The organism is Sphingomonas hankookensis (genome assembly GCF_022664465.1).
Lineage (GTDB): Bacteria > Pseudomonadota > Alphaproteobacteria > Sphingomonadales > Sphingomonadaceae > Sphingomonas > Sphingomonas hankookensis.
Window position 1 is genome coordinate 605,532 of record NZ_JAKREV010000002.1, and the last position, 22,028, is coordinate 627,559.

Annotated in this window: 23 protein-coding genes and 1 tRNA gene; 14 read left to right on the forward strand and 10 right to left on the reverse strand. The window is 66.3% G+C overall.

Annotated features, from left to right (window positions below; all coding sequences use genetic code 11):
• Positions 1 to 444 (reverse strand): regulatory protein RecX (locus tag MF610_RS08270; RefSeq protein ID WP_242194760.1); only part of this gene is annotated, 444 nt, incomplete at its 3' end.
• Positions 445 to 569: 125 nt separating this feature from the next.
• Between MF610_RS08270 and MF610_RS08275 the strand changes: the two genes are divergently transcribed.
• From MF610_RS08275 to nusG, 6 genes are all read left to right on the forward strand, one after another.
• Complete coding sequence (locus MF610_RS08275; RefSeq protein ID WP_242194762.1) at positions 570 to 2,324, forward strand: fatty acyl-AMP ligase; 1,755 nt, start codon at positions 570 to 572, stop codon at positions 2,322 to 2,324.
• 154 nt (positions 2,325 to 2,478) lie between these two features.
• Positions 2,479 to 2,554: transfer RNA gene (locus tag MF610_RS08280), tRNA-Trp, on the forward strand.
• 49 nt (positions 2,555 to 2,603) lie between these two features.
• Complete coding sequence (locus MF610_RS08285; protein ID WP_242194764.1) at positions 2,604 to 3,182, forward strand: YqaA family protein; 579 nt, start codon at positions 2,604 to 2,606, stop codon at positions 3,180 to 3,182.
• Positions 3,183 to 3,410: 228 nt separating this feature from the next.
• On the forward strand, positions 3,411 to 3,938 hold the full coding sequence (locus MF610_RS08290; RefSeq protein ID WP_242194766.1) for an outer membrane beta-barrel protein: 528 nt from the start codon (positions 3,411 to 3,413) through the stop codon (positions 3,936 to 3,938).
• A gap of 322 nt (positions 3,939 to 4,260) precedes the next feature.
• Positions 4,261 to 4,458 carry a preprotein translocase subunit SecE gene (gene secE, locus MF610_RS08295; protein WP_242194768.1) on the forward strand — a complete coding sequence of 66 codons (198 nt, stop codon included), beginning with the start codon at positions 4,261 to 4,263 and terminating at the stop codon, positions 4,456 to 4,458.
• 35 nt (positions 4,459 to 4,493) lie between these two features.
• Entirely contained in the window at positions 4,494 to 5,033 is a 540-nt protein-coding gene (nusG, locus tag MF610_RS08300; protein WP_055789753.1) for a transcription termination/antitermination protein NusG, read from the forward strand.
• A 168-nt stretch (positions 5,034 to 5,201) separates the two neighbouring features.
• Here the strand turns inward: nusG and MF610_RS08305 are convergent, their stop codons facing one another.
• Together MF610_RS08305 and MF610_RS08310 are read right to left on the reverse strand one after the other, a co-directional pair.
• Positions 5,202 to 6,083, reverse strand: coding sequence for a hypothetical protein (locus MF610_RS08305; protein WP_242194770.1), 882 nt, complete (start codon positions 6,081 to 6,083; stop codon positions 5,202 to 5,204).
• A gap of 68 nt (positions 6,084 to 6,151) precedes the next feature.
• Positions 6,152 to 6,973: a hypothetical protein gene (locus MF610_RS08310; RefSeq protein WP_242194772.1), complete on the reverse strand. Its 822-nt coding sequence runs from the start codon at positions 6,971 to 6,973 to the stop codon at positions 6,152 to 6,154.
• A 154-nt stretch (positions 6,974 to 7,127) separates the two neighbouring features.
• On the opposite strand from MF610_RS08310, the gene rplK reads away from it, so the two are divergent.
• Both rplK and rplA read left to right on the forward strand, forming a co-directional pair.
• A complete protein-coding gene (rplK, locus tag MF610_RS08315; RefSeq protein WP_242194774.1) occupies positions 7,128 to 7,565 on the forward strand; it encodes a 50S ribosomal protein L11 in 438 nt (145 codons plus the stop codon).
• Positions 7,566 to 7,569: 4 nt separating this feature from the next.
• Entirely contained in the window at positions 7,570 to 8,268 is a 699-nt protein-coding gene (gene rplA, locus MF610_RS08320; protein ID WP_242194776.1) for a 50S ribosomal protein L1, read from the forward strand.
• Positions 8,269 to 8,580: 312 nt separating this feature from the next.
• Here rplA and MF610_RS08325 read toward each other — a convergent pair whose 3' ends face one another.
• From MF610_RS08325 to MF610_RS08335, 3 genes are read right to left on the reverse strand one after another with little or no spacing between them, the layout of a single operon-like run.
• On the reverse strand, positions 8,581 to 9,075 hold the full coding sequence (locus MF610_RS08325) for a nucleoside deaminase (RefSeq protein WP_242194778.1): 495 nt from the start codon (positions 9,073 to 9,075) through the stop codon (positions 8,581 to 8,583).
• 46 nt (positions 9,076 to 9,121) lie between these two features.
• Positions 9,122 to 10,105 carry a polysaccharide deacetylase family protein gene (locus MF610_RS08330; protein ID WP_242194779.1) on the reverse strand — a complete coding sequence of 328 codons (984 nt, stop codon included), beginning with the start codon at positions 10,103 to 10,105 and terminating at the stop codon, positions 9,122 to 9,124.
• On the reverse strand, positions 10,102 to 12,000 hold the full coding sequence (locus MF610_RS08335) for a sensor histidine kinase (RefSeq protein ID WP_242194781.1): 1,899 nt from the start codon (positions 11,998 to 12,000) through the stop codon (positions 10,102 to 10,104). The genes MF610_RS08330 and MF610_RS08335 overlap by 4 nt, the downstream gene beginning before the upstream one ends.
• Positions 12,001 to 12,177: 177 nt before the next feature.
• On the opposite strand from MF610_RS08335, the gene MF610_RS08340 reads away from it, so the two are divergent.
• Entirely contained in the window at positions 12,178 to 12,648 is a 471-nt protein-coding gene (locus MF610_RS08340) for an Lrp/AsnC family transcriptional regulator (RefSeq protein WP_242194783.1), read from the forward strand.
• An 816-nt stretch (positions 12,649 to 13,464) separates the two neighbouring features.
• Here the strand turns inward: MF610_RS08340 and MF610_RS08345 are convergent.
• Positions 13,465 to 14,769, reverse strand: a complete 1,305-nt coding sequence (locus tag MF610_RS08345; protein ID WP_242194785.1) for a tetratricopeptide repeat protein — start codon at positions 14,767 to 14,769, stop codon at positions 13,465 to 13,467.
• A gap of 185 nt (positions 14,770 to 14,954) precedes the next feature.
• Between MF610_RS08345 and MF610_RS08350 the strand changes: the two genes are divergently transcribed.
• A complete protein-coding gene (locus MF610_RS08350) occupies positions 14,955 to 15,704 on the forward strand; it encodes a YaaA family protein (RefSeq protein ID WP_242194787.1) in 750 nt (249 codons plus the stop codon).
• 155 nt (positions 15,705 to 15,859) lie between these two features.
• Here the strand turns inward: MF610_RS08350 and MF610_RS08355 are convergent, their stop codons facing one another.
• From MF610_RS08355 to MF610_RS08365, 3 genes are all read right to left on the reverse strand, one after another.
• Positions 15,860 to 16,048, reverse strand: a complete 189-nt coding sequence (locus tag MF610_RS08355) for a hypothetical protein (protein ID WP_242194790.1) — start codon at positions 16,046 to 16,048, stop codon at positions 15,860 to 15,862.
• Positions 16,038 to 16,238: a hypothetical protein gene (locus tag MF610_RS08360; RefSeq protein WP_242194792.1), complete on the reverse strand. Its 201-nt coding sequence runs from the start codon at positions 16,236 to 16,238 to the stop codon at positions 16,038 to 16,040. The genes MF610_RS08355 and MF610_RS08360 overlap by 11 nt, the downstream gene beginning before the upstream one ends.
• An 84-nt stretch (positions 16,239 to 16,322) precedes the next feature.
• Complete coding sequence (locus MF610_RS08365) at positions 16,323 to 17,930, reverse strand: phosphoenolpyruvate carboxykinase (RefSeq protein ID WP_242194795.1); 1,608 nt, start codon at positions 17,928 to 17,930, stop codon at positions 16,323 to 16,325.
• A gap of 344 nt (positions 17,931 to 18,274) precedes the next feature.
• Here MF610_RS08365 and MF610_RS08370 point away from each other — a divergent pair, with 344 nt between their 5' ends.
• The 4 genes from MF610_RS08370 to rapZ all read left to right on the forward strand — a co-directional run bounded on the left by MF610_RS08370 (position 18,275) and on the right by rapZ (position 22,022).
• The gene (locus MF610_RS08370) at positions 18,275 to 18,985 is read left to right on the forward strand and encodes a response regulator transcription factor (protein ID WP_242194797.1); all 711 of its coding nucleotides are present in this window, start codon (positions 18,275 to 18,277) and stop codon (positions 18,983 to 18,985) included.
• Between the two features lie 159 nt (positions 18,986 to 19,144).
• Positions 19,145 to 20,716, forward strand: a complete 1,572-nt coding sequence (locus MF610_RS08375; protein WP_242194799.1) for a stimulus-sensing domain-containing protein — start codon at positions 19,145 to 19,147, stop codon at positions 20,714 to 20,716.
• Positions 20,713 to 21,132, forward strand: a complete 420-nt coding sequence (locus MF610_RS08380; protein ID WP_242194800.1) for an HPr kinase/phosphorylase — start codon at positions 20,713 to 20,715, stop codon at positions 21,130 to 21,132. The genes MF610_RS08375 and MF610_RS08380 overlap by 4 nt, the downstream gene beginning before the upstream one ends.
• Positions 21,132 to 22,022 (forward strand): RNase adapter RapZ, encoded by an 891-nt coding sequence (gene rapZ / locus MF610_RS08385; protein ID WP_242194802.1) that lies wholly within the window; start codon positions 21,132 to 21,134, stop codon positions 22,020 to 22,022. Before MF610_RS08380 ends, rapZ begins: the two co-directional genes overlap by 1 nt.
• Positions 22,023 to 22,028 lie beyond the last annotated feature (6 nt).

A 22,028-nucleotide genomic window follows, 5' to 3' on the forward strand; every position in this document is an offset into this window, starting at 1 on the left:
CCCAAGGCGCGCCAGACCAAGTCCAAGGCCCGCATCCGTGGGTTCGAGCGCGAACGGCCCGATCCGCTTGCGCCTGGCAAAGGCCAGCGCCGCCGCCTCCGCCCCGTCGTCCAGCGTATCGGCGACCGCCTCGGCATCCTCCTCCCCCACCCCCGCATGGCGCAGCGCGTCGCGTATCCGGCGCGCCCCCAGCCCCCGGCGGGTCATCGACGCCGCGCGCATCTCGGCAAAGGCGCGATCGTCGACATAGCGCAGCTCGGCCATCCGGTCGGCGAGCCCTTCGATATCGACCGGCCCCTCGCTGCCACGTTCGCGCAGCTTGCGGGTCAGATACGCAGCCAGCTTTCCGCGGGTCGTCGCATAGCGTTCAACATAGCGTAAGGCGGCCCGTTCCAGGGCGGGCTGATCGAGCGGCGGGAGCGGACGACGGGGGGCGCGGGACATGCGCCATGTTTGTGCCACACTGCGTCGCGATTTTGAAATGAACTGTGCCGCGCGGCCCTTTGCCGCTATGGCGACACGCTTCGAACGCCGCGTATCGCGCGAACGGGCCTGAGAGTTGGACAAGAATGACGACGAATCTTGAAGGAAGTATTGCAGTTGCCCCGGAAGCGACCCCGACGGTCGACGCGTTGCCGCGTCGGTTCGCCGACTTCGCGACGCTGGGCGAGGCAATGGATTATGCCGCGCAGGGGACGCGTGGCCTGAACTTCCACGATGCGCGCGGTACGCTGAAACGGCCCTACCCCTTTCGCGAGATGCGCGAGGATGCGCTGCAGCAGGCGTATCGCCTGATCGCCAAAGGCGTCCGCCCCAACGACCGGATCGCGCTGATCGCCGAGACTGGGGCCGAGTTCGCCGCGCTGTTCTTCGGCGTGGTCTATGCCGGGGCCTGGCCGGTGCCGCTGCCGCTGCCCACCTCGTTCGGCGGGCGCGAGGCCTATGTCGAACAACTGCGCGTGCAGCTGGCGAGCTGCGACCCGAAGACGCTGTTCTACCCGGCCGAGCTGGAAGCGATGGCGGGGGAGGCCGCGCGGATTTCCGGCGTCGAAGGCATTGACTGGGAAAGCTTTTCCGCCGCCGACGCCCCCGTCGTCGACCTGCCGCAGGCCGCGACCGACGACATCTGCTATCTGCAATATTCCAGCGGCTCGACCCGGTTCCCGCACGGGACCGAGATCACCCATGCCGCGCTGCTCAACAACCTCGCCGCGCACAGCCATGGCATGGAAGTGGGTCCGGACGACCGCTGCATCTCGTGGTTGCCGTGGTATCACGACATGGGGCTGGTCGGCTGCTTCCTGTCGGTCGTCGCCAACCAGGTATCGACCGACTATCTGAAAACAGAGGATTTTGCCCGCCGTCCGCTGGCGTGGCTCGACCTGATCACCCGCAATAGCGGCAATTCGATTTCCTACTCGCCGACGTTCGGATACGATATCTGCGCGCGGCGGATGTCGAGCCAGACCAAGGCGGCGGACCGGTTCGACCTGTCGCGCTGGCGGCTGGCGGGCAATGGTGCCGACATGATCCGGCCCGACGTGATGCAGTCGTTCGTCGACGCGTTCGCCGATGCCGGCTTCAAGGCGTCGGCGTTCCTACCGTCCTATGGCCTTGCCGAGGCGACGTTGGCGGTGGCGATCATGCCACCGGGTGAGGGGATCGTCGTCGAACTGGTTGAAGAAACGGAGCTTTCCGGCCACGCCGGTCGCGCCGACCGGCCGCAACGCTACCGCGCCATCGTGAATTGCGGGAAGCCGGTGCGCGACATGGCGGTCGAGATTCGCGAGGAGGACGGCACCCCCCTGCCCGAGCGCGCGATCGGCAAGCTGTGGTGCAAGGGGCCGTCGCTGATGAGCGGGTATTTCCGCGATCCAGAAGCGACCGAGGCGTGCATGGCCGATGGCTGGCTGGACACCGGGGACATGGGCTATCTGTCTGACGGATATGTCTATATCGTCGGCCGGGCCAAGGACATGATCATCGTCAACGGCAAGAATCACTGGCCGCAGGACATCGAATGGGCGGTGGAACAGCTGCCCGGATTCAAGGCGGGCGATATTGCCGCGTTCGCGATCACGACGCCGGGCGGCGAGGAAACGCCTGCGGTGCTGGTACAATGCCGCGCGTCGGACGAGGCCGAACGGCAGCGGCTGCGCGAGGAAATTCGCGAGCGAGTCCGGTCGGTTACCGGCATGAACTGCGTCATCGAACTGGTCCCGCCGCGGACCTTGCCGCGGACGTCTTCGGGAAAATTGAGCCGGGCGAAGGCGCGGAAATTGTATCTCGACGGGGAGATCAAGCCTTACGCCATTGCGGCGTAGGGGCTTGGGGCGATGCCCCTCCACTGCCGCTTCGCGGCGGTCCCCCTCCCCATGGACGGGGCGGATTTAGGGCTTTCCTACAAGGCCTCGGACGGCTAGGCCAGAAATCGGCCTTGCCCTTCCGGTTCGACCGGGATAGAGGCCGCGTCCGCACACGAGTGTAGCTCAGCTGGTAGAGCATCGGTCTCCAAAACCGAGGGCCGGGGGTTCGAATCCCTCCACTCGTGCCAGCGCGCCGCCGCGCCGATCCCCGAAATAGCAGAACTGGATTCGACGACGATGTTCCGCGCGCTGTACGACTGGACGCTCCGCCTCGCCAATCATCGCCATGCGGTGCGCAGCCTTGCCGTCGTGTCGTTCTGCGAAAGCTCGTTCTTTCCGATCCCGCCCGATGTCGTGCTGGTGCCGGTCATTTTGCAGCACCGCAGCCGCGCGTATCAGATCGCGGCGATCTGCACGATCGCATCGGTGCTGGGCGGCATGGTCGGCTATGCCATCGGATACTTCCTGTGGGACACGGTCGGGGCGTGGGTCATCAACCTGTACGGGTTGCAGGACAAGGCAGCGAAGTTCCAGGCCGGGTTCGCCGAATATGGCGCGGCGATCATCCTGCTCAAAGGGCTGACGCCGATCCCGTTCAAGCTGGTGACGATCGCGTCGGGCCTCGCCAAGTTCAACTTCGGCCTGTTCGTCCTCACCGCGGCGATCACCCGCGCCTTCCGCTTCTTCCTGATCGCGTTCCTGCTCAAGAAATACGGCGCGCCGGTGCAGGAGTTCATCGAGAAGCGACTGACGCTGATCGGCGTCCTGCTGGTCGTGGCGCTGATCGGCGGGTTCGCCGCGGTCAGCCTGCTGTAACCGTTTCGGATACGATCGTCGTGGTTGTAACTACCCCGAAACGATAGTCCCGGCATTGTCCCGGCCAGCGCGATCGTCGCGCACAGGGGGGGCAAGAAGGAAACTGACGGTGGGGGCCGCGGTAGCGGCGATGCGACGTCGGCGCTGGCGCTGGCACAGGGCGCACCGGCGGACAAGCCGTTCGATCCTTATGGCGCGGTCGGTGAAGCGGTCACCTATCGCGATCCGATGACCGGGTTCCGGGTCGAGGTCGCGGGCGGATACGACCGGCTGGAAGTCAATCACGTCGACGACGATCCCAAATATTACGATGGCGCGGACGGCGTCCGCTATGGCGGCGAGATCGGGTACGACTTCGCGATCGGCGGCAAGGTGCTGCTGGGGGCCTATGCCGGCTATGCCGGGGCGCCGACCAGGCGGTGCGACGATGTCGGGATGGTCACCGCATTGTGCCAGCGGGCGAAGGGCGAGCTGTCGGGCGGCGTCCGGCTGCGCGTGCGGGTGGCGGAGCGGGCGCAGCTGTACGGCAAGGTCGGCTATGCATCGATGCCGCTGGAGTTCGCCCTTGGCAACGATCGCACGACCGAAACCTATGCCGGGATGCAGTTCGGGCTGGGCGGCGAAATCGGGCTGGGCAGCCGTACGTTCGTGAAGGCCGAGCTGGTCGCGACGAATTTCCGCACGAAGGACAAGGTCTATGAGGGGCTGAACTTCGACCGGCGCCATGCGGTGGCGGGGTTCGGGTATCGGTTCTGATCTTTTCGTCATCCCGGACCTGGAGCCAGGGTCCCGCTGTTGCGCGGTCGTTGGCGGGAGAAGGAGAGGTGGGACCCCGGCTCAGGGCCGGGGAGACGGTTGGGGTAGGGTTTCGGGCATCACGGCGGGTAGCCGGGCGGGTTCGAGGGCAGCGGTGGGACGGTGCGACGCCCCCTGCCCCCGCCCGCTTGCTTCCGGCTTCCGAGATTGCTAGATACCATGCCCAATCCGACAGCGTGGATGGGCCGCGCCGGTTCGAGCAGAACCGGACGGGGCCTTGTGTCCGCAAGTCGGTCAAACCGTTAACGAAGGTCAGGCACACGTGGCGAAGGTTACCCCAGTCGAATTCATGCGGCAGGTCCGGGCCGAAACCGCCAAGGTGACATGGCCGACGCGCAAGGAAACGGTGATGACCGCGGTGATGGTCGTCATCATGACGACGCTGCTGGCGGTCTTCTTCCTCGGCGTGGATTCGGCGTTCGACGCGATCGTCAAGGCGCTGCTGAAGCTCGCCCAGTAACGCCCGCCGCACCCCCAATAGCTTTAAGGACACCCATGTCGCGCTGGTACATCATTCACGCCTATTCCGGCTTCGAGGGCAAGGTCCGCGATTCGATCCTGACCGAGGCGACGCGCCTGGGCCTCGACCATGCGGTCGAGGCGATCGAGGTGCCGACCGAGAATGTGACCGAAGTCCGTCGCGGCAAGAAGGTGCAGTCCGAGCGCAAGTTCATGCCCGGTTACGTGCTGGCGAAGCTGGACCTGAGCGACCAGGTCTATCACCTTGTCAAGAACACGCCGAAGGTGACGGGCTTCCTGGGCTCGTCGGGCAAGCCACAGGCGATCAGCGAGGCGGAAGCCACGCGGATGCTGAACAGCAAGGAAGAGGCCGCCGCCTCGCCCACCAAGCAGAAGATCAAGGTCGATTTCGAGATCGGCGATTCGGTCAAGGTGCTGGACGGCCCGTTCGCGAGCTTCAACGGCGTGGTCGAGGAACTGGACTTCGACAAGTCGAAGGTGAAGGTCAGCGTGTCGATCTTTGGGCGCGCGACCCCGGTGGAACTGGATTTCGAGCAAGTGGAACGAAGCAAGTAAGGCAAAGCCGAAACTTGCTGTCCGCACACGAATAGCGAACGCTATTCGTGAGACGGCGGACACCGGCCGGCGGGTGCAACCCGACCGACGTTAGCGGCGTAGGGCGAAGGCCCTGCGCCGTTTTTGTAGCTTACAATCGTGCAATTCATTGAGCAGCCAAGAGAATATCTAGCCATGTTGCTTCAATTTAAAAGCGAGTTGAACTCCATCTGCCCCTTCAGGAATGGGAAAACCGCGCTCCCATTTATGAAGATCCCGAGGCGCTATTACACCTTTCTTATGACATTCAAGAAAGCGCAACCCAGATCCGCAGGGGCACTTGCTCGCTGGATTCGTCTCCTGATATCCAATTATCACTACTTCTTCCGGCAAAACATCCTGCGCCATGTAAGGAATCATATAGATCGATTGATTTCTACGATCGCTATTCAACCTTCTATAGCTTGGACGCATAGATTTTAGCATCTCGTGCGCTATTTGACGAATAACATATCGATCTATATTATCCGTTATCGATTTAGCGCTTGTAAAGTTAAAAGCATCCCGTCGCATGGATTCGAAAGCTGCGTCAATTTCGGGGTCGACATGAGCGCCCCCATCCTGATCTGCAACATAGCCGACAATATCGCTGCGTGAGAATTTCTCACCGTTCGACCGGACTATAATTGACGATCGCCACCAATCTTCAAATGGCTCAAAAACCATCGCGCCGGCGTCTAACACGGCTCGCCATGTAGCCGGCTTCTCCGGCACTTTCGGCTGCAAAACCAATTCGACTAGGTTGCATGTACTAAACATGTTCCCCGGATAAATCACTAGATTACTACTTAGAAAATTCCGGTCCTTCATATTAGCCTGAGATAGCAATGAATGCGAAGTTCGCGTATCCCTACATAAACTTCTGATCAGGACAGCGATGTGTCGATACTCTCTAGTATCTTTATTATCAAATCGGTCACAAGCCGCCACCAGACTATCTAGTGTATCATTAAGAAAATTTCCTATCTCGCTGGCGGTACGCGGAATGGTAGGGCGTTTATTTTTGGTCATTGGTTCACGATATGCCAGCTTTATCGTATGTCTAGCGCCAATTACATTAGATTAGATATGCTGTCCCCTCACCTCCCCCGAAGCGCAATCTCCAACGCCACCTCCCAGCCCCCCGGCTCCCACTGCGTCCTGCGCCCACCCCGCCGCCACTCCAGCTGCGCGAACTCGAGCATCCGCATCTCCTCCTCGCTCAGCAGCAACTGCGCCCGATAATCCTCTGCCTTTCGCGCGATAAACGCCGCGTTGCTCTCGCCGCGCCTGGGCGCGAGGGCGGGGCTGGTCAGGCCGCGGGCGCGCTTGTCGTTCCATGCGATCATCTGCATCGCCTGTGCCGCGGTCATTGGCGGGATCGGCGGGGGATCGTTGTGGCGCCAATGGTCGTGGACGTTCGCCTCCGGCAGCGAACTTTCCAGCAGCGCCGCTTCCAGCCGTTCGGAGCCGACCGCCAGCGCGACGCGCATTTCGCGGGCGAAGCCGGGATTGTTGCGCGCGCGGGCATAGAAGCTGGAATGGGCGAAGCCGGCGGCTTGCGCGGAAAGGCGGACGTTCGCGGTGGCGCTCAAGGCGGCGAGGAAGCGTTGTTCGGCGTCGCGGTCGATGGTGCGGGTCTTGCCGACGCGCAGTTGCAGGCGCCCTTTCGAGCGGACGACGCGCGCGGGGCCTTGCGTCCGCTCGGGGTCGGACAGACGGGCGGCGGCGAGGGTCAGGGCAGCTTCCCAACGCTGGGCGAAGTCGGGGTCGGCGTTCCGCCGCTTGGTCAGCATCGAACGGTTGAGGTTGGTCGCGCGGGCGGCGTCTCTGGCATTGCCGGTGCGTTCGAGTTCGGCGAGGAAGGCGGCGTTCTGCAGCGCCTGCTTGCGCGAATAGGGGCGTGGGGCTGAGCTTGGCATGGGCGCTACCCGATCAGGCGGAATCCTACATTGCAAGCGCCGTACGTTTGCGCTAAGCGCGCCGCTTCCCAAACGACAGTTTTGGAAACCATGGCGGGAGGCCGGTCCGACAGGGCCGCGCCGCACGGACCGCTAAACTTGAAAGAGAGTGAACATGGCCAAGAAGATTACCGGCTATATCAAGCTGCAGGTGCCGGCGGGCGAAGCCAAGCCGTCGCCGCCGATCGGCCCAGCGCTGGGTCAGCGCGGCGTGAACATCATGGAATTCTGCAAGGCGTTCAACGCGCAGACCTCCAGCGGTGAGACCGCCAAGGGCACCCCGCTGCCTACGATCATCACCGTCTATGCCGACCGTTCGTTCAGCTTCGAGACGAAGACGCCGCCGGCGACGTACCTCATCAAGCAGGCGATCAACCTGAAGTCGGGTTCGAAGGAACCGGGCAAGGTGAAGGCCGGCAGCATCAAGCGCTCGCAGCTCTCTGAGATCGCCACGATGAAGATGAAGGATCTGAACGCCAACGACATCGACGCGGCGACGAAGATCATCGAAGGTTCGGCCCGCGCGATGGGCCTCGAAGTGGTGGAGGGTTAAGACTGTGGCCAAGCTGACCAAGAAGGCGAAGACCCTCGCCACCGCCGTCGATGCGATGAAGCTGTACGGCGTCGACGAGGCGATCGCACTGGCGAAGACCCATGCGACCGCCAAGTTCGACGAGACGATCGAAGTCGCGCTGAACCTGGGCGTCGATCCGCGTCACGCCGACCAGATGGTCCGCGGCGTGGTGACGCTGCCCAAGGGTACCGGCAAGACCGTGCGCGTCGGCGTGTTCGCGCGCGGCGCGAAGGCCGAGGAAGCCACCGCGGCGGGTGCCGATGTGGTGGGCGCCGAGGACCTGATGGACGCGATCCAGGGCGGCAAGATCGACTTCGATCGCTGCATCGCGACCCCGGACATGATGGGCCTCGTCGGTCGTCTCGGCAAGATCCTGGGTCCGAAGGGCCTGATGCCGAACCCGAAGCTCGGCACCGTCACCATGAACGTTGCGGCTGCGGTCGAAGCGGCCAAGGGCGGCCAGGTGGAATACCGCGTCGAAAAGGCCGGCATCATCCATTCGGGCATCGGCAAGGCGTCGTTCTCGGCCGCCGACCTGCGCGAAAACTTCGACGCACTGGTGGACGCGGTGGTGAAGGCCAAGCCGTCGGGCGCCAAGGGCAAGTATGTCCGCAAGGTTGCGGTCAGCTCGTCGATGGGCCCGGGGATTAAAGTTGATACCACGGAAGTGGCCGGAGCTTAAGCTCCGGGCCGCACCGCTTTAGCGTAAGCTAAAACGGAGACGGCTATCGACCGGCCGGCGGGGGCGTAGCTCCCGACCGACGGCGCGGGATTTACTCCCGTGTCGGCCGACACACAGAACAGGGGGTCGGAGGCTATGCGCTTCCGGCCCCTTTTTCGTGGCGTTGGTGGGAGAAGAAGCGGGACCCCGGGTCAGGCCCGGGGTGACGGTGTGGGTAGCGTGCGGTGGTCGCGAACCGCCGTATATCGGTCGCCCTCACCCTTCCCGTCCTGCGGACGGGCCCCTTCCCTCTCCCCTGAAGGGGCGAGGGAATTAGATATTCCCCTGCTCTTCCTCCGGCACATCGTCGTCCGGGCCGTAGTACAGCGCGGCGCATTCGTCGCGCAGGCATCCGCCCTCGATCGCGATATCGTCGCGGTACGCATCGGCGATGAAGCTGAGCGTATCGATGTGGCGGTCCTCGAAATACATCCGGTGCACATCGTCGCGGCCGGCGCCGTAGACGACGCGGCCGACCTTCGACCAGATCGACGCCATGGTGCACATGCCGCAGGGTTGCAGCGTCGAATAGAGCGTGGCGTCGCGCAGTTCCATGTCGCCTTCGCTTTCGCAGGCGCGGCGGATCGCCATCATCTCGGCATTCGCAGTCGCGTCGGGCAATTCCTGCGTCTGGTTGGGCTCGGCGGACAGCACGCGGTCGCCGCGGACGATGATCGCGCCCAGCGGCGAGCAGGACGGGTCGTCGCCCTTGGTCCGGGCGATGGCGATCGCCTCGCGCATCCAGTGGTCGTCTTGGGCAGTGAGCATCGGCGAAATCCCTTCGCGCTGCCCAACGTGCGAGGGGGGCGAAGGATCAGGCGGCGGCGAGGATATCGTCGCTGGATGCAGCGCGGACGCCCAGCCGGTCGAGCAGGCCCAGCACCGCGTCCCACCAGCGCCAGAAGGCGGCAAGGTCGGCGGCGTCGCGGACATAGGGGGTGTGGCCGGGCACGAGGCTGGGCGAGTGATAGGCGAAGTTGAGGACGCGCACCCCCTCCCCCACGGCCACGCGTACCGCCTCCAGCACGTCGGGCAGCGGCATGTCCTCAGGCGTCAGCGCGACGCGGTGGAGCATACCCGACCGGGCGAGCAGGCCGCGACCGCGGGGCACGCGACCGGCAGCGCGGTAGAGCGGCTGGCCGGCGCGGCGCAGGCGGCCGGTGAAGACGGTGGTCAGCGGCAGTTCGACGATCGCGCCGTCGGGGCCGGTATGGAACGCATCGTTGCCGATGCCGCGGTAATCCGGTCCGCCCTGCGCGCCATAATCGTAGCGGGCACGCATCGAGCTATCGAGGGCATAGCCGCGTGCCGCCAGCAGCCCCAGAGTGTTGGGACCGAGGCCGTAGCGGCCGGCGCGGTAGACGGTGGGCGCGGTGCCGGTGATCGCGGTCAGCGCGGCGGTGAGGCGGTCGAGCTTGGCGGCTTCGAGTGCGGGCGGCAGGTTGCCGGCGAAGCTGCTATAGGATGACAGCGCTTCGTCGAACGGCGGATTGACCCATGGATGGAGCTGCGCGCCGATGGTGGCGTGGCCGTGCGCGGCGACCGCGCGCAGTGCATCGATCGCGGCCGGATCGGTCGCGATCGGATAGTCGACGAGGTAGCAGCTCTCCACCCCCATCGCAGCCATCCGGGCGTGGGCGGCGGGCAGCGCGGCGACGGCACTGACGCCCCAGCCGTCGTGGCGGAAGGGCGCGCGCCAGTCGAACTCTTCTTCGGTGTCGACGAACACGGTGAAGCGGGTGCCGAAACCGTCGCGCCAGACGACCGGCCGGCCATCGGCGGGCCGGAACGGGATCACCGGCGGAGCGCCTGCCCGACTTCCGCCTCGGCCGCAGGCAGGCGCAGCGTCAGCGTGGCGGAGCCGAAGGCGAGCGTGCCGCCCAGTTCGGTGGCGAGGTTGCGTGCAAGGCGCAGCGCGAAGCCGGTGCCGAGCAGCGACTGGTCCTGTTCGTCGTCGTCGACGTCGAACACGCTGTCGCCGGGCCATGCGTCGAGTGCCTGCGGCCGGTCGAGCACGATCGCGACATGGCCATCGCCCTCCAGCCCCATGCGGACATAGATCGATTCCTCGGCCTCCCCCGCCGACACCAACGTCGCGAGCAGGCGGGCGAGCAGTCGTTCGACCGCGCGGCGATCGCCGGTAACCGACAGGTCGGTCGGCTCGATCTCCAGCAGGGTACCACGCAGGGCACAGAGCGAGGTGAGGTCGCCCGCGATGACGTCGAACACCGGGCGCAGCGCCACGCTGTCGGCGCGCAGGTCGAGCGCGTCGCCGTCGATCCGCGCGGCGAGGTCGAGATCGTCGATCACCGCCACCAGATCGCGCGAATGGTTGAGGATCGCGCCGGCACGGTCGCGATAGACCGGCGGTACGGGGCCGAGGAGCTGCGCCTCGATCATCTCGGCGAACCCGGCGATCGCGCCGGCGGGAGTGCGCAGTTCATGGACCAGCTGGCGCAGCTGGGCGACGCCGGCGTCGCGATTGGGCACGGGTTCGGCGCGTTCGTCGCGGCGCGGGCGGCGGGCGGTGCCGCGATAGCCGGTGAAGCGGCCGGTGGCATGATCGAAGGCGGGAACGCCCGACACGCACCATTCGCCCGCCGCATCGCTGTCGCCGCCGATGACCAGCCGGGCGTCGCGGAACGGGCTGCGCTGGCGCAGCGCCCCGGCAGCGACGCCGTCGAAGCGGGCATGGCCGGGCGCGGCGCCGAAATCGAGCGACAGTCCGATCAGCGGCGCACGGCTGACCCCGTCGACCCAGCGCAGGATGCCGGTCGCGTCGGTTTCGAAGCGGAAGCTGTCGTGGGTGGCGAGCGGCGGCGGTGGCGGGGCGACGTCCTGCGTGCGTTCGAACGCCTCGATCCGGGCCATGACGTCGACGATGCTGAACGGGCCGGCGGGGTCGGTGGGTTCGGGCTGGTCGTCCGTCACCGGCGCGGCCGGCGCAGGAGCATCGGCCACTTGCGTCACCCCAGCGAAGGCTGGGGTCTTTGTGGGGCTGGCGTCGTCCGATTGCTGCGGGAGACCCCAGCCTTCGCTGGGGTGACGATCCCGGTTAAGGTCGGTCGGCGTGGGCGTTGCGGCGGGATCGAACAGCGACGCATCGTCCGGCGCGCTCTCCACCGGCGTCACCCCAGCGAAGGCTGGGGTCTCTATAGGGCTGGCGTCGTCCGTCTGCCGCGGGAGACCCCAGCCTTCGCTGGGGTGACGCGGTTGGTCGGAGGGGGCGACGACGTCCTGTTCGACCGGCGCGGGTGCTTCCCGATCGTCGCCCAAGACCAGGTCGGTGCTGCCGAAGCTGTCAAGCGCGCGCTGGACGGCGGGGTCGATGTCGCGGCGGTTGCGCACGATGCCGCGGGCGGCGGGGCCGAGGCGTGGGAGCAGCGCCAGCCATTCGCCGACCGACAGCGTGGCGCTGCGCAGCACCGGCAGTGCCGCCTCGATCACGTCGGTCGCGATCAGGTCGACGAGGACGGCGGGCGGACAGGCATATTCGAGATCACGGGCGCTGGCGACGCGCACCGTGCGCGGTACGCCGTCGCGCATATCGTGAAGCAGCGCGATCACCCGCGGATCGGGGGCGGCGCGCCCGCGACCGATCAGGTCGACCAGCTGACGCCACGCCGATGCGCGTGCCCCCTCCCCCGTCAGATCGGAGGCGAGAACCGTTTCGAGAGTATCATCGAAGCGCACCGCTTACTCACCCAGACGTCACACCATATCGCGACGCGACCGACCCTTAACGCCGCAATCCTTAATACGGAACTGCCCATTTTCGGCACGTCGCAATGTGGGACAATTGCGCTTCCGCGTAATTTTATAATGCTGTAGGCAGTGCTTTCATTCGAACCCAATCACGGACTCCGACACATGGCTTTCGATCGTATCGACCGGCAAATCCTTGCGCTGTTGCAGGAGGACGGGCGGATGACGAACGTCGAACTGGCCGAACGCGTCGGGCTGACCGCGCCGCCCTGTTTGCGCCGGGTTCGGGCGCTGGAAGAGGCCGGGGCGATCCGCGGCTATCACGCGACGCTCGATCCACGACTGCTGGGGTTCACGATCACCGTGTTCGCGCTGGTCAGCCTGAAGAGCCAGGCTGGCAGCGACCTTGCGGCGTTCGAGGCGCATGTCGCGACGATCCCCGAGGTTCGCGAATGCCATATGCTGAACGGCGAGATCGACTTTATTTTGAAGATCGTGGCGGCGGACCTGGAGACGTTCCAGTCGATGTTGACGACGCAGCTGATCACCGCGCCGAACGTGGCGAGCGTGAAGACGTCGCCGACGGTGCGGACGTCGAAGGCGTTGCCGGGGATTCCGGTGGCGACGGGGGAGTAAACGCCTCCGTTTGGTTCGAGTATCGATCGGGCTTGTCGAGAGTGCGTATCGAGAACGGGTTCCGCTGGGGTGACTCATCGAGGTCCGTTTGGGGCAAAGCGTTCTCGACGGACGCTTCTCGACTTCGCTCGAAGCTGCTCGAACCGAACGGTTTGGGTGGGGGTTAGGTTACGCCCTCCCCGCTTGTCCTGAGTAGCTGCTGAGCTTGTCGAAGCGGCGTATCGAAGGACATTGGCCGCGGGTGCTTCGATACGCCGCTTCGATTTCGCTCAGCCCCTACTCAGCATGAACGGGAGGTGTGCTCTCACTCCCCTCCGTTCGGTTCGAGCAGCTTCGAGCCTGTCGAGAAGCGTCCGTCGAGAACGCCCGCCCGGCGGAACCCCGTTCTCGATACGCACTCTCGGACAGGCTCGATCGCTGCCCGAACCAACGGTGTGGGTGGAGGCTAGGTATCACTAAGCATAACCGTTCGTGCTGAGTAGGGGCTGAGCGCAGTCGAAGACCCGTATCGAAGCACTTGGGGCCACGGTCCTTCGATACGCCGCTTCGACAAGCTCAGCGGCTACTCAGGACGAACGGTAAAGTTCCTACCATTCCCGCCCCCTATCTCCTCCCCGTTCGGTTCGAGCAGCTTCGAGCTTGTCGAGAAGCGTCCGTCGAGAACTCCTGCCCGGCGGAACCGCGTTTTCGATACGCGCTCTCGACTTCGCTCGATCGCTACTCGAACCAAACGGCAGGGGTGAGGGCAGCCCCCCACAAACGAAAACGGCCCGGACAGTCGCCTGTCCGGGCCGCTCTTATTCAAAACAACCGCAATCAGTTGTTGCCGACCGCCGGGGTCGACGCGGTGACGCGGGGATTGTCGACGTAGAAGGTCCAGAAGCTGGCGATTTCCGCGCGCGGCCCGGTGGTAACCTTGGCGAAGGCCGCCTTGGCCTCTGCCGACTGGTTGGCACGGGCATGGGCGATGCCGATGCGGGTGTTGGCTTCGTCGGCGTCGATGCCGCCCTTTTGCAGCGCGAGATTGTACAGCTCGATCGCCTTGGCGTTGTTGCCGGTCGCCAGATAGACGTTACCCGCGGCCAGCGCGGCGCGGCCATTGGCGCCCGCCTTGGCGCGGGTTTCGAGCGCGGCGGCCGAACCGTCGTTCTTGATCTGGGTCTGGGCGGTGGTCTTCAACTGGTTGAAGACGGTGGCCGAGGCCGGAATCTTGCCCGCGGCGCGGCCTTCGTCGATCACCGCGACGGTTTCGTACGGCAGGCCGATGTCCTGCGTCGTCTGGACATAGTCGCGATAGTCGTTCTGGTCGGCGAGCGACTTGGTGTCGCGCATCAGGCGCAGCACATCGACGCGGGCCTGGTTGCCGAGCGTCGCGCCGCGATTGTCGGCACGGTCGCGGAACAGCGCCAGCACGGTGCGCCAGTTCGCCTGCGTCGGATATTCGGCCAGCTTGCGGCGCGCCCACTGGCCGGCCTCGACCGGACGGTTCGAACGGTAGAGCTGCGAGATGGCGACGTCGTACCAGTTGGCCGGGACCGGCTGGCCCGATGCCTTGCGCGCGGCCATCACCTTGTCGAGGCTGGCGAGGCCCTGATCGACCTGACCCTTCTGGATCGCGATGCTGGCGAGGCGCAGTTCAAGGTCGGGCTCGTTATAGCCGGCCTGCTTGGCGCGTTCGAAATTCTGCACCGCAACGTCAGTCTGCTTGGTGTCGAGCGCGAGGACGCCGCGGTTGTAATACAGGCCGCCGCGCTCTTCTGGCTTCAGCTTGGGGCTGGCGAGCAGTTCGTCGATCGCGGCGGCGAGCGCCGGGCGGTCGTTCTTCGCCTGCGCGTTCGACACCTTCAGCTGAGCGAGGAAATAGCCTTCATCCTGATTGCCGGCGGTCATCGCCGCCTGCATCGCGGCGATCTGCTGATCTGCGACGGCGAAATTCTTGGCCTTGATCGCGGCGTCGGCGGCCAGCGCTGCGGTGCGGAACGCTTCGCCGACCTGAATCTGCGGCGCGGCGGGGGCGGCCTCTTCCTTCTTCTTGCGCTGGGCATCGGCCGGCGGGGCGACGACCAGGGTTGCACCCAGGCCGAGCATGGCAGCGAGGGCAGCCTTGGAAACGAACGTCATGCCGTGATCTCTCCCGAAAACTGATGCTGGACTTCAACGCCCGGCAGGCGCGGTCCATCTAGGTCCTACCGCGTTGCCGCACAAGACGAGCGCGCGTAACGTTGCGTTGCCGGACGGCGAGTGAACGCGCGTTGAACGTATCGGCTCCCTTTGACGCTGCGATGGCGGGGCGATAGGCGGGCGCGATGATCGCGACCCTCTCCCCCGCCAAGACGCTCGATTACGACAGCGCCCTGCCCGAGCTGACCACCAGTGCGCCGCGCTTCGCCGACGAAACCGGGCAGATCGCACGCGGGGCGGCGCGGCTGGGCGCGCCGAAGCTGGCCAGCCTGATGCGGATCTCGCCGAAACTGGCGCAGTTGAATGCCGGGCGGTATCGCGATTTCGCCGATGCGCCCGAGCGGCCGGCGCTGTGGGCGTTTGCGGGCGACGTCTATACCGGGTTCGAGGTAAAGTCGCTGGAGGCGCCGGCGTTCGACTTCGCACAGGCGCATGTGCGAATCCTGTCGGGGCTGTACGGGCTGTTGCGACCGATGGATGCGATCCGGCCCTATCGGCTGGAGATGGGTACGCGCTGGGCGCCGGGGCGGGCGAAGGATCTGTACGCGTTCTGGGGCGACCGGATCGCGGCGCTGCTGGCGCAGGATGTGGCGGACAGCGGGTCGGACGTGGTGCTGAACCTTGCCAGCCAGGAATATTGGCATGCCGTGGCGGGGAAGCTGCCGGACGGCGTGCGGGTGATCGAGGTCGATTTCCGCGAGGACGGGCCGGAGGGGCCGCGCTTCGTCAGTTTTCACGCCAAGCGGGCGCGGGGGATGATGGCACGGTGGATGTGCGAGCATCGGGTGCGCGAGGTCGATGCGATGCGGGGGTTCGATAGCGATGGCTATCGGTTCGTCGGGGCGGACGGGGATCGGTGGACGTTCGTTCGGTAGTTTTTAAAGGCCTTCCCCTCCGTTTGCTTCGAGCGCAGGTTCGAGCCTGTCGAGAACCGAAGTCGAGAAGTCGGCGCCCCAAACGACCAAGTTCTCGACGGACGCTTCTCGACAGGCTCGAAGCTGCTCGAACCAAACGGGTTTAGGAGGGTGGCCTAGGAAAACAGCGCGATCAGCCCCACGATCACCGACGATCCGGCAAGCGGGCCGATGAACATCACCAGCAGGAACAGGCCGATGCTGCCGAGCATCACCCGCTCCTGCGGCCGGGTGAGCCGCGCGGGCGGACGCGGCGGTTCGTAGCCGTCGGGGGGTGGCGGCCAGGCGCCGGAATCAAGAAACATCGTCGCCTACCCGCGGCGTGCGCGCGGCAACGACGATCGCGGCGCTCGACAACAGGATCGCCGATACCAGCGCGCCGATCGACAGCAGCCCGGCGGGCGTCACGTCGACCTCCGCCTTCACGCGCAGCTTGCGGCCGGCGCGCAACGTCATCGCGGCGTGCTGGGTCGGGCGAAGGGCGGGCGGTGGCATGGCGCTGTAACGCCGGGCGGGCGGCGTTGGCTCCGGTAAGAAACGGCGCCCCCGCTTGCATGGCGGGGGCGCTCCTCTCCTACCTCAGGCCAGCTCGCGCGTTTTCGGCGCGGCGGCGCGGACGCCGGCGTCGACCGCTTCGGCGAACTGCGCGAAATTCTGGTTGAACAGGTCGACCAGCTTGGCGGCGGTGCGGTCATAGGCGGCACCATCGGCCCAGGTGCTGCGCGGGTCGAGGATCGCGGCATCGACGCCCGGCACCGCGACCGGCACTTCGAACCCGAAATTGGGATCGGTGCGGAATTCGCCATCGGACAGCGACCCGTCGAGCGCGGCGGCGAGCAGCGCGCGCGTCGCCTTGATCGGCATCCGGCGCCCTTCGCCATACTGCCCGCCGGTCCACCCGGTGTTGACCAGCCAGCAGTCGACATTGCCCCTGGCGATGCGTTCCTTCAGCAGGTTGCCGTAGACCGACGGGTGACGCGGCATGAACGGCGCACCGAAACAGGTCGAGAAGACCGGCTCGGGCTCGGTCACACCGATCTCGGTCCCCGCCACCTTCGACGTATAGCCCGACAGGAAATGGTACATCGCCTGATCGGGGGTCAGCCGGGCGATCGGCGGCAGGATGCCGAACGCGTCGGCGGTCAGCATCACGACGTTGCGCGGCACCGGCCCCATATTGTCGGCCGAGGCATTGGGGATGAAGTCGATCGGGTAGGCCGCGCGCGAATTTTCGGCGATGCTGGGATCGTCGAGGTCGAGCGCGCGGGTGTCGGGGTCCATCACCACGTTTTCGAGCACGGTGCCGAAGCGCTTGGTGGTGGCAAAGATTTCCGGTTCGGCATCGGCCGACAGGCGGATCATCTTGGCATAGCAGCCGCCTTCGAAATTGAAGACCGCCGTGTCGGACCAGCCATGTTCGTCGTCGCCGATCAGCGTGCGGCTGGCATCCGCCGACAGCGTCGTCTTGCCGGTGCCCGACAGGCCGAAGAACACCGCGGTGTCGCCGTTCGGGCCGATATTGGCCGAACAGTGCATCGGCATCGTGCCGGTTTCGGGCAGCAGGAAGTTCAGCAGGCCGAACACCGACTTCTTCATCTCACCCGCATATTGCGTGCCGCCGATCAGGATCAGCTTTTCGGTCAGGCTGACGGCGATCACCGTCTCGCTGCGGCAGCCATGGCGCGCAGGGTCGGCGCGGAAGTTGGGCAGGTCGATGATCGTGAAGTCGGGGACGAAGCCCGCCAGGTCGTCGTTTTCCGGCCGGACCAGCATCGTGCGGATGAACAGATTGTGCCACGCCAGCGTGTTGATGACGCGCACCTTCACCCGGTGTTCGGGCTGCGATCCGCCGAAGAGGTCCTGTACGAACAGCGTCGGTTCGTTGACGAGCTCGGCAAGGAAATCGGCCTTGAGCGTCGCGAAATGCTCCGGGGTCATCGCGCGGTTGGTCTTGCCCCACCACACGGTATCCTCGGTCACGGCATCGCGGACCATGAACTTGTCCTGCGGGCTGCGGCCGGTGTGGCGACCGGTGGTGACGACCAGCGGGCCGTCCTTGGCCAGCCGCCCCTCGCCGCGCGCGACCGCCGCCTCGACCAGCTGCGGCGTGCGCAGGTTCCAGTGCACGTCGGCAGTGGTTTCGATGCCCATTGCCGACAGGCCATGCTGGGGCGTCACGATCGCCATGCTGTTCTTCTCCCTACATCCGACTCGCCGGCGTGGTTGCGCCCGCGTCTTGGCCGTCGATGTACGGGCCGATCGGGGCGTCGTCAAACACGTTAAACATCATTATCGCTGCGGCGTTTTCGGCAAGCGATCAATGGCTTGGGGCGGGAATTATATGATGATTGGCGGGTGGTCGGGCGCCTGCTTAACGATGCGCGTCACCTCGGACTTGAGCCGGGGTGGCGGCGGGGAGATCGTCCCGCTCGAGGACTGCGGTTGCGCGTCGTGACAGCGTGCATGTCGCCCATTGAGCGGCGGCGTCCTTTCCCGTAACCGTCGGGCGTGATGCACACGGATTTCCGCCCATGACCGCCACGATCGCGCTGGTCGATGACGACCGCAACATCCTTACGTCGGTATCGATCGCACTGCAGACCGAAGGGTTCGTGACGCGGGTCTATTCGGACGGCGAAGTCGCGCTGAAGGCCTTTGCCGAGAACCCGCCCGACCTGGCGGTACTCGATATCAAGATGCCGCGGATGGACGGCCTCGAACTGCTGCGGCGGTTGCGGGAAAAGAGCCGGTTGCCGGTGATCTTCCTGACCAGCAAGGACGACGAGCTGGACGAGGCGCTGGGCCTCGCAATGGGTGCCGACGACTATATCGCCAAGCCGTTTTCGCAGCGGCTGCTGATCGCGCGCATCCGCGCCATCCTGCGCCGCGCCGAACCGGCACAGGCGGGCGAAGCCGGCGGCGGCGAGGCGGGGCCACAGGTCGTGCTGGAGCGCGGACGCCTCGCCATGGACCCGGCGCGGCACAAGGTGACGTGGAACGGCGAGAACGTCGTGCTGACCGTCACCGAATTCCTGATCCTCGAAACGCTGGCCAGCCGCCCCGGCATCGTCAAGACGCGCAACCAGTTGATGGACGCCGCCTATCAGGACGACATCTATGTCGACGACCGCACGATCGACAGCCATATCAAGCGGTTGCGGCGCAAATTCCGGCAGGTCGACAAGGAGTTCGACGCGATCGAGACGCTGTATGGCGCAGGGTATCGGTTCGCGGACGATTAGGGCGGGTTGGCCGCTCGGCGACGGGAGCGACGTGCCCTCCCGCGCCGCCGTGCCCCCGCGCAGGCGGGGGCCCAGGGCCGAGCAGAACTACCCTGTGCGTTTGGGGCTCTGGACCCCCGCCTGCGCGGGGGTACGGTTGCGTTTGGGGGGGAGCGGCTGATGCCCACCGCTGACATCCCGGAAGACCTCCCCCCGGACGAAGGCGCGCTCTCCCTTCGCTGGTCCGGCCGCGTGTCGCTGACGCCGCGCATCCTGTTCGTGAACATCTTCGCCCTCGCGCTGCTGGCGGGCGGGTTCTTCTATCTCGACAGCTATCGTGCGCGGATCGTCGACGGGCGGGTGGCGCAGGCGGAGCGCGAGGTGCGGCTGATCGCCGAGGCGCTGTCGCTGATGGAGCCCGACGACCGCACCGACGAAATGGTCAACTTCGCGCGCAAGTCGGGCTTGCGCCTCCGCATCTACGACCGACGCGGGCGGCTGGTCGCCGACAGCCGGGCGCTGGGGGTGCGCAATTTCCAGCTGATCGATCCCGACAAGGACGGCTGGCAACAGGATGCCGCGCGCGCCTTGGATGCCGGGATCGATACGGTGGTCGGCAACGACCGCGACCCGTTGTACCGCGAACGCGCGCCGGGACGCGGCCTGCGCTGGCCCGACGTGGTGACGGTGCGCACCACCGGCGGCACCGCGGCCAGCGTGTGGCGCGCGCCCGACCGCACGCCGGTGGTCACCGCCGCCGCGCCGCTGCCCGAGGACCGGGTGTTGATGGCGACGGTCAACGCCCGCGACATTACCCAGACGGTGCGGACCGAGCGCGCGCGGCTCAGCCTCGTCCTCGCCGTCGCGTTCCTGCTGTCGGTGCTGCTGTCGCTGTTCCTCGCGCGCACCATCGTCCGGCCGATGCGGATGCTGGCGCGCGCCGCGATCCGGGTGCGGCTGGGCCGCGACCGCGAGGTGGTGGTGCCGCGCCTGCCCAGCCGCCGCGACGAGATCGGGATGCTGGCCCGCGCGCTGTCGGACATGACCGGCGCGCTGCGCAGCCGAATCGACGCGACCGAGGCGTTCGCCGCCGACGTGACGCACGAGCTGAAGAACCCCCTCGCCTCGCTGCGATCCGCGGTCGACGGACTGGGCGCGGTGCAGGACCCCGATCTGCGCGCGCAGCTGCTGGCGATCGTGCAGGACGATGTGCATCGGCTCGACCGGCTGATCACCGATATCTCCGACGCGTCGCGGCTCGATGCGCAGCTGGCGCGGGCGAAGTTCGAGGCCGTCGATCTGGTCGCGCTGATCGCGGCGCTGGTCGGCTATCGCACCGATCGCGGGATCGACCGCGGCATCACCCTCACCTTCGACCCCGACGAGCCGCTGGTGGTGCAAGGCGAGGGCGCGCGGCTGGAGCGGGTGTTCGCCAATCTGATCGACAATGCCATCTCCTTCTCGCCGCCCGGCGGCACGGTGCGGATCGCCGGGGGCAATGACGGCGACCTGGTCGAGATCGAGGTGGTCGACGACGGCCCCGGCGTGCCGCCCGAACAGCGCGAGGCGGTGTTCCGCCGCTTCCATTCGGTGCGACCGGGCGACGAGGCGTTCGGACGACATTCCGGCCTTGGCCTTGCCATCGCGCGGACCATCGTCGAAGGGCATGGCGGTATGATCGCCGCCGAATCACGCAGGGACCACCGCGAAGGCGCGCGCTTCGTCGTGCAGTTGCCGGTGGCGGGCGCATGAGCGACGATCCCCCGCAACCCATCCATGCCTGCTGCATCGCGATCGACGGGCGCGGCGTGCTGATCGCCGGGCCGTCGGGGTCGGGCAAGTCCGACCTGACGCTGCGATTGATCGATGCGGGCGCGGCGCTGGTCAGCGACGATTACACGATCGTCTCGGTGCGGGACGGAGGGCTCTTCGCCACCCCGCCCGACACGATCGCCGGACGGATCGAGGTGCGCGGGATCGGCATCGTCGAACGTCCGTTCGTGCAAGACGTGCCGGTGGCGCTGTGGGTCGAGGCGGGCACCCCCGACCGCCTGCCCGAGCCCGCCACCCGGTCGATCGCCGGCATCGCCCTGCCCGCCTTCACGCTGTCGCTGCTCGAGGCATCGGCGCCGGCGCGTATCCGCCTCATGCTCGACGGGATAGTCTAATGCAGCATGCTTCCATCCTGCTGGTCACCGGCATGTCCGGTGCTGGCAAGTCGACGGTGCTCAAGACGCTGGAGGACAGCGGGTGGGATATCGTCGACAACCTGCCGCTACGCCTGCTCGGCAATCTGATCGCCGCCAGTCCTGCCGATGCCGACCGGCCGCTCGCCCTCGGGATCGGGACGCGCACCCGCGGCTTCGATGCCGAACAGATCGTTGCCGCGATCCGCGCCCGGCCCGACTTTGGCGTCAGCGTGCTGTTCCTCGACAGCAGCCAAGCCGAGCTGGAGCGGCGCTATAACGAGACGCGGCGGCGCCACCCGCTGGCGCTCGATCGCACCGCCGCCGACGGGATCGAGAGCGAGCGCGAGGTGCTGGAGCCACTGCGCGCCTTTGCCAACCGGCTGCTCGACACCACCAATTTCAGCCGCGCCGACCTGGCGCAATGGACGCGCGAGACCTTTGCCGAGCCGGACAGCAGTGCGCCCGTCCTGTCGGTGCTGTCGTTCGGGTTTTCGCGGGGTGTGCCGCGCAACGCCGATATCGTGCTCGACATGCGCTTCCTGCGCAATCCGCATTGGGACCCGGTGCTGCGGCCGGGCACGGGGCTGGACGCCGACGTCGCCGATTATGTGAAGGCCGACCCCGCCTATGATGCGGCGATCGCGTCGTTCGAGACGATGCTGCTGACGCTGCTCCCCCGTTATCAGGCGGAGGGCAAATCCTATGTCACGATCGCGTTCGGCTGTACCGGCGGACGGCACCGGTCGGTCCATGTCGCCGAGCGGATGGGGGCATGGTTGCGTACCCGGGGATTTTCGCCCACGATACACCATCGCGACCTCGGCTCCGCGCCGCAGGATTCGCTCGAAGGCGTGAAACGGGCGCCATGACGGATG

Bases quoted from the DNA above. Each gene is read 5' to 3' on its own strand.
- MF610_RS08275 (WP_242194762.1), top strand. From the start codon at position 570: ATGACGACGAATCTTGAAGGAAGTATTGCAGTTGCCCCGGAAGCGACC.
- MF610_RS08285 (WP_242194764.1), top strand. From the start codon at position 2,604: ATGTTCCGCGCGCTGTACGACTGGACGCTCCGCCTCGCCAATCATCGC.
- MF610_RS08290 (WP_242194766.1), top strand. From the start codon at position 3,411: ATGACCGGGTTCCGGGTCGAGGTCGCGGGCGGATACGACCGGCTGGAA.
- nusG (WP_055789753.1), top strand. From the start codon at position 4,494: ATGTCGCGCTGGTACATCATTCACGCCTATTCCGGCTTCGAGGGCAAG.
- MF610_RS08305 (WP_242194770.1), bottom strand. From the start codon at position 6,083: ATGACCAAAAATAAACGCCCTACCATTCCGCGTACCGCCAGCGAGATA.
- MF610_RS08310 (WP_242194772.1), bottom strand. From the start codon at position 6,973: ATGCCAAGCTCAGCCCCACGCCCCTATTCGCGCAAGCAGGCGCTGCAG.
- rplK (WP_242194774.1), top strand. From the start codon at position 7,128: ATGGCCAAGAAGATTACCGGCTATATCAAGCTGCAGGTGCCGGCGGGC.
- MF610_RS08325 (WP_242194778.1), bottom strand. From the start codon at position 9,075: ATGCTCACTGCCCAAGACGACCACTGGATGCGCGAGGCGATCGCCATC.
- MF610_RS08340 (WP_242194783.1), top strand. From the start codon at position 12,178: ATGGCTTTCGATCGTATCGACCGGCAAATCCTTGCGCTGTTGCAGGAG.
- MF610_RS08345 (WP_242194785.1), bottom strand. From the start codon at position 14,769: ATGACGTTCGTTTCCAAGGCTGCCCTCGCTGCCATGCTCGGCCTGGGT.
- MF610_RS08350 (WP_242194787.1), top strand. From the start codon at position 14,955: ATGATCGCGACCCTCTCCCCCGCCAAGACGCTCGATTACGACAGCGCC.
- MF610_RS08355 (WP_242194790.1), bottom strand. From the start codon at position 16,048: ATGTTTCTTGATTCCGGCGCCTGGCCGCCACCCCCCGACGGCTACGAA.
- MF610_RS08360 (WP_242194792.1), bottom strand. From the start codon at position 16,238: ATGCCACCGCCCGCCCTTCGCCCGACCCAGCACGCCGCGATGACGTTG.
- MF610_RS08365 (WP_242194795.1), bottom strand. From the start codon at position 17,930: ATGGCGATCGTGACGCCCCAGCATGGCCTGTCGGCAATGGGCATCGAA.
- MF610_RS08370 (WP_242194797.1), top strand. From the start codon at position 18,275: ATGACCGCCACGATCGCGCTGGTCGATGACGACCGCAACATCCTTACG.
- MF610_RS08375 (WP_242194799.1), top strand. From the start codon at position 19,145: ATGCCCACCGCTGACATCCCGGAAGACCTCCCCCCGGACGAAGGCGCG.
- MF610_RS08380 (WP_242194800.1), top strand. From the start codon at position 20,713: ATGAGCGACGATCCCCCGCAACCCATCCATGCCTGCTGCATCGCGATC.
- rapZ (WP_242194802.1), top strand. From the start codon at position 21,132: ATGCAGCATGCTTCCATCCTGCTGGTCACCGGCATGTCCGGTGCTGGC.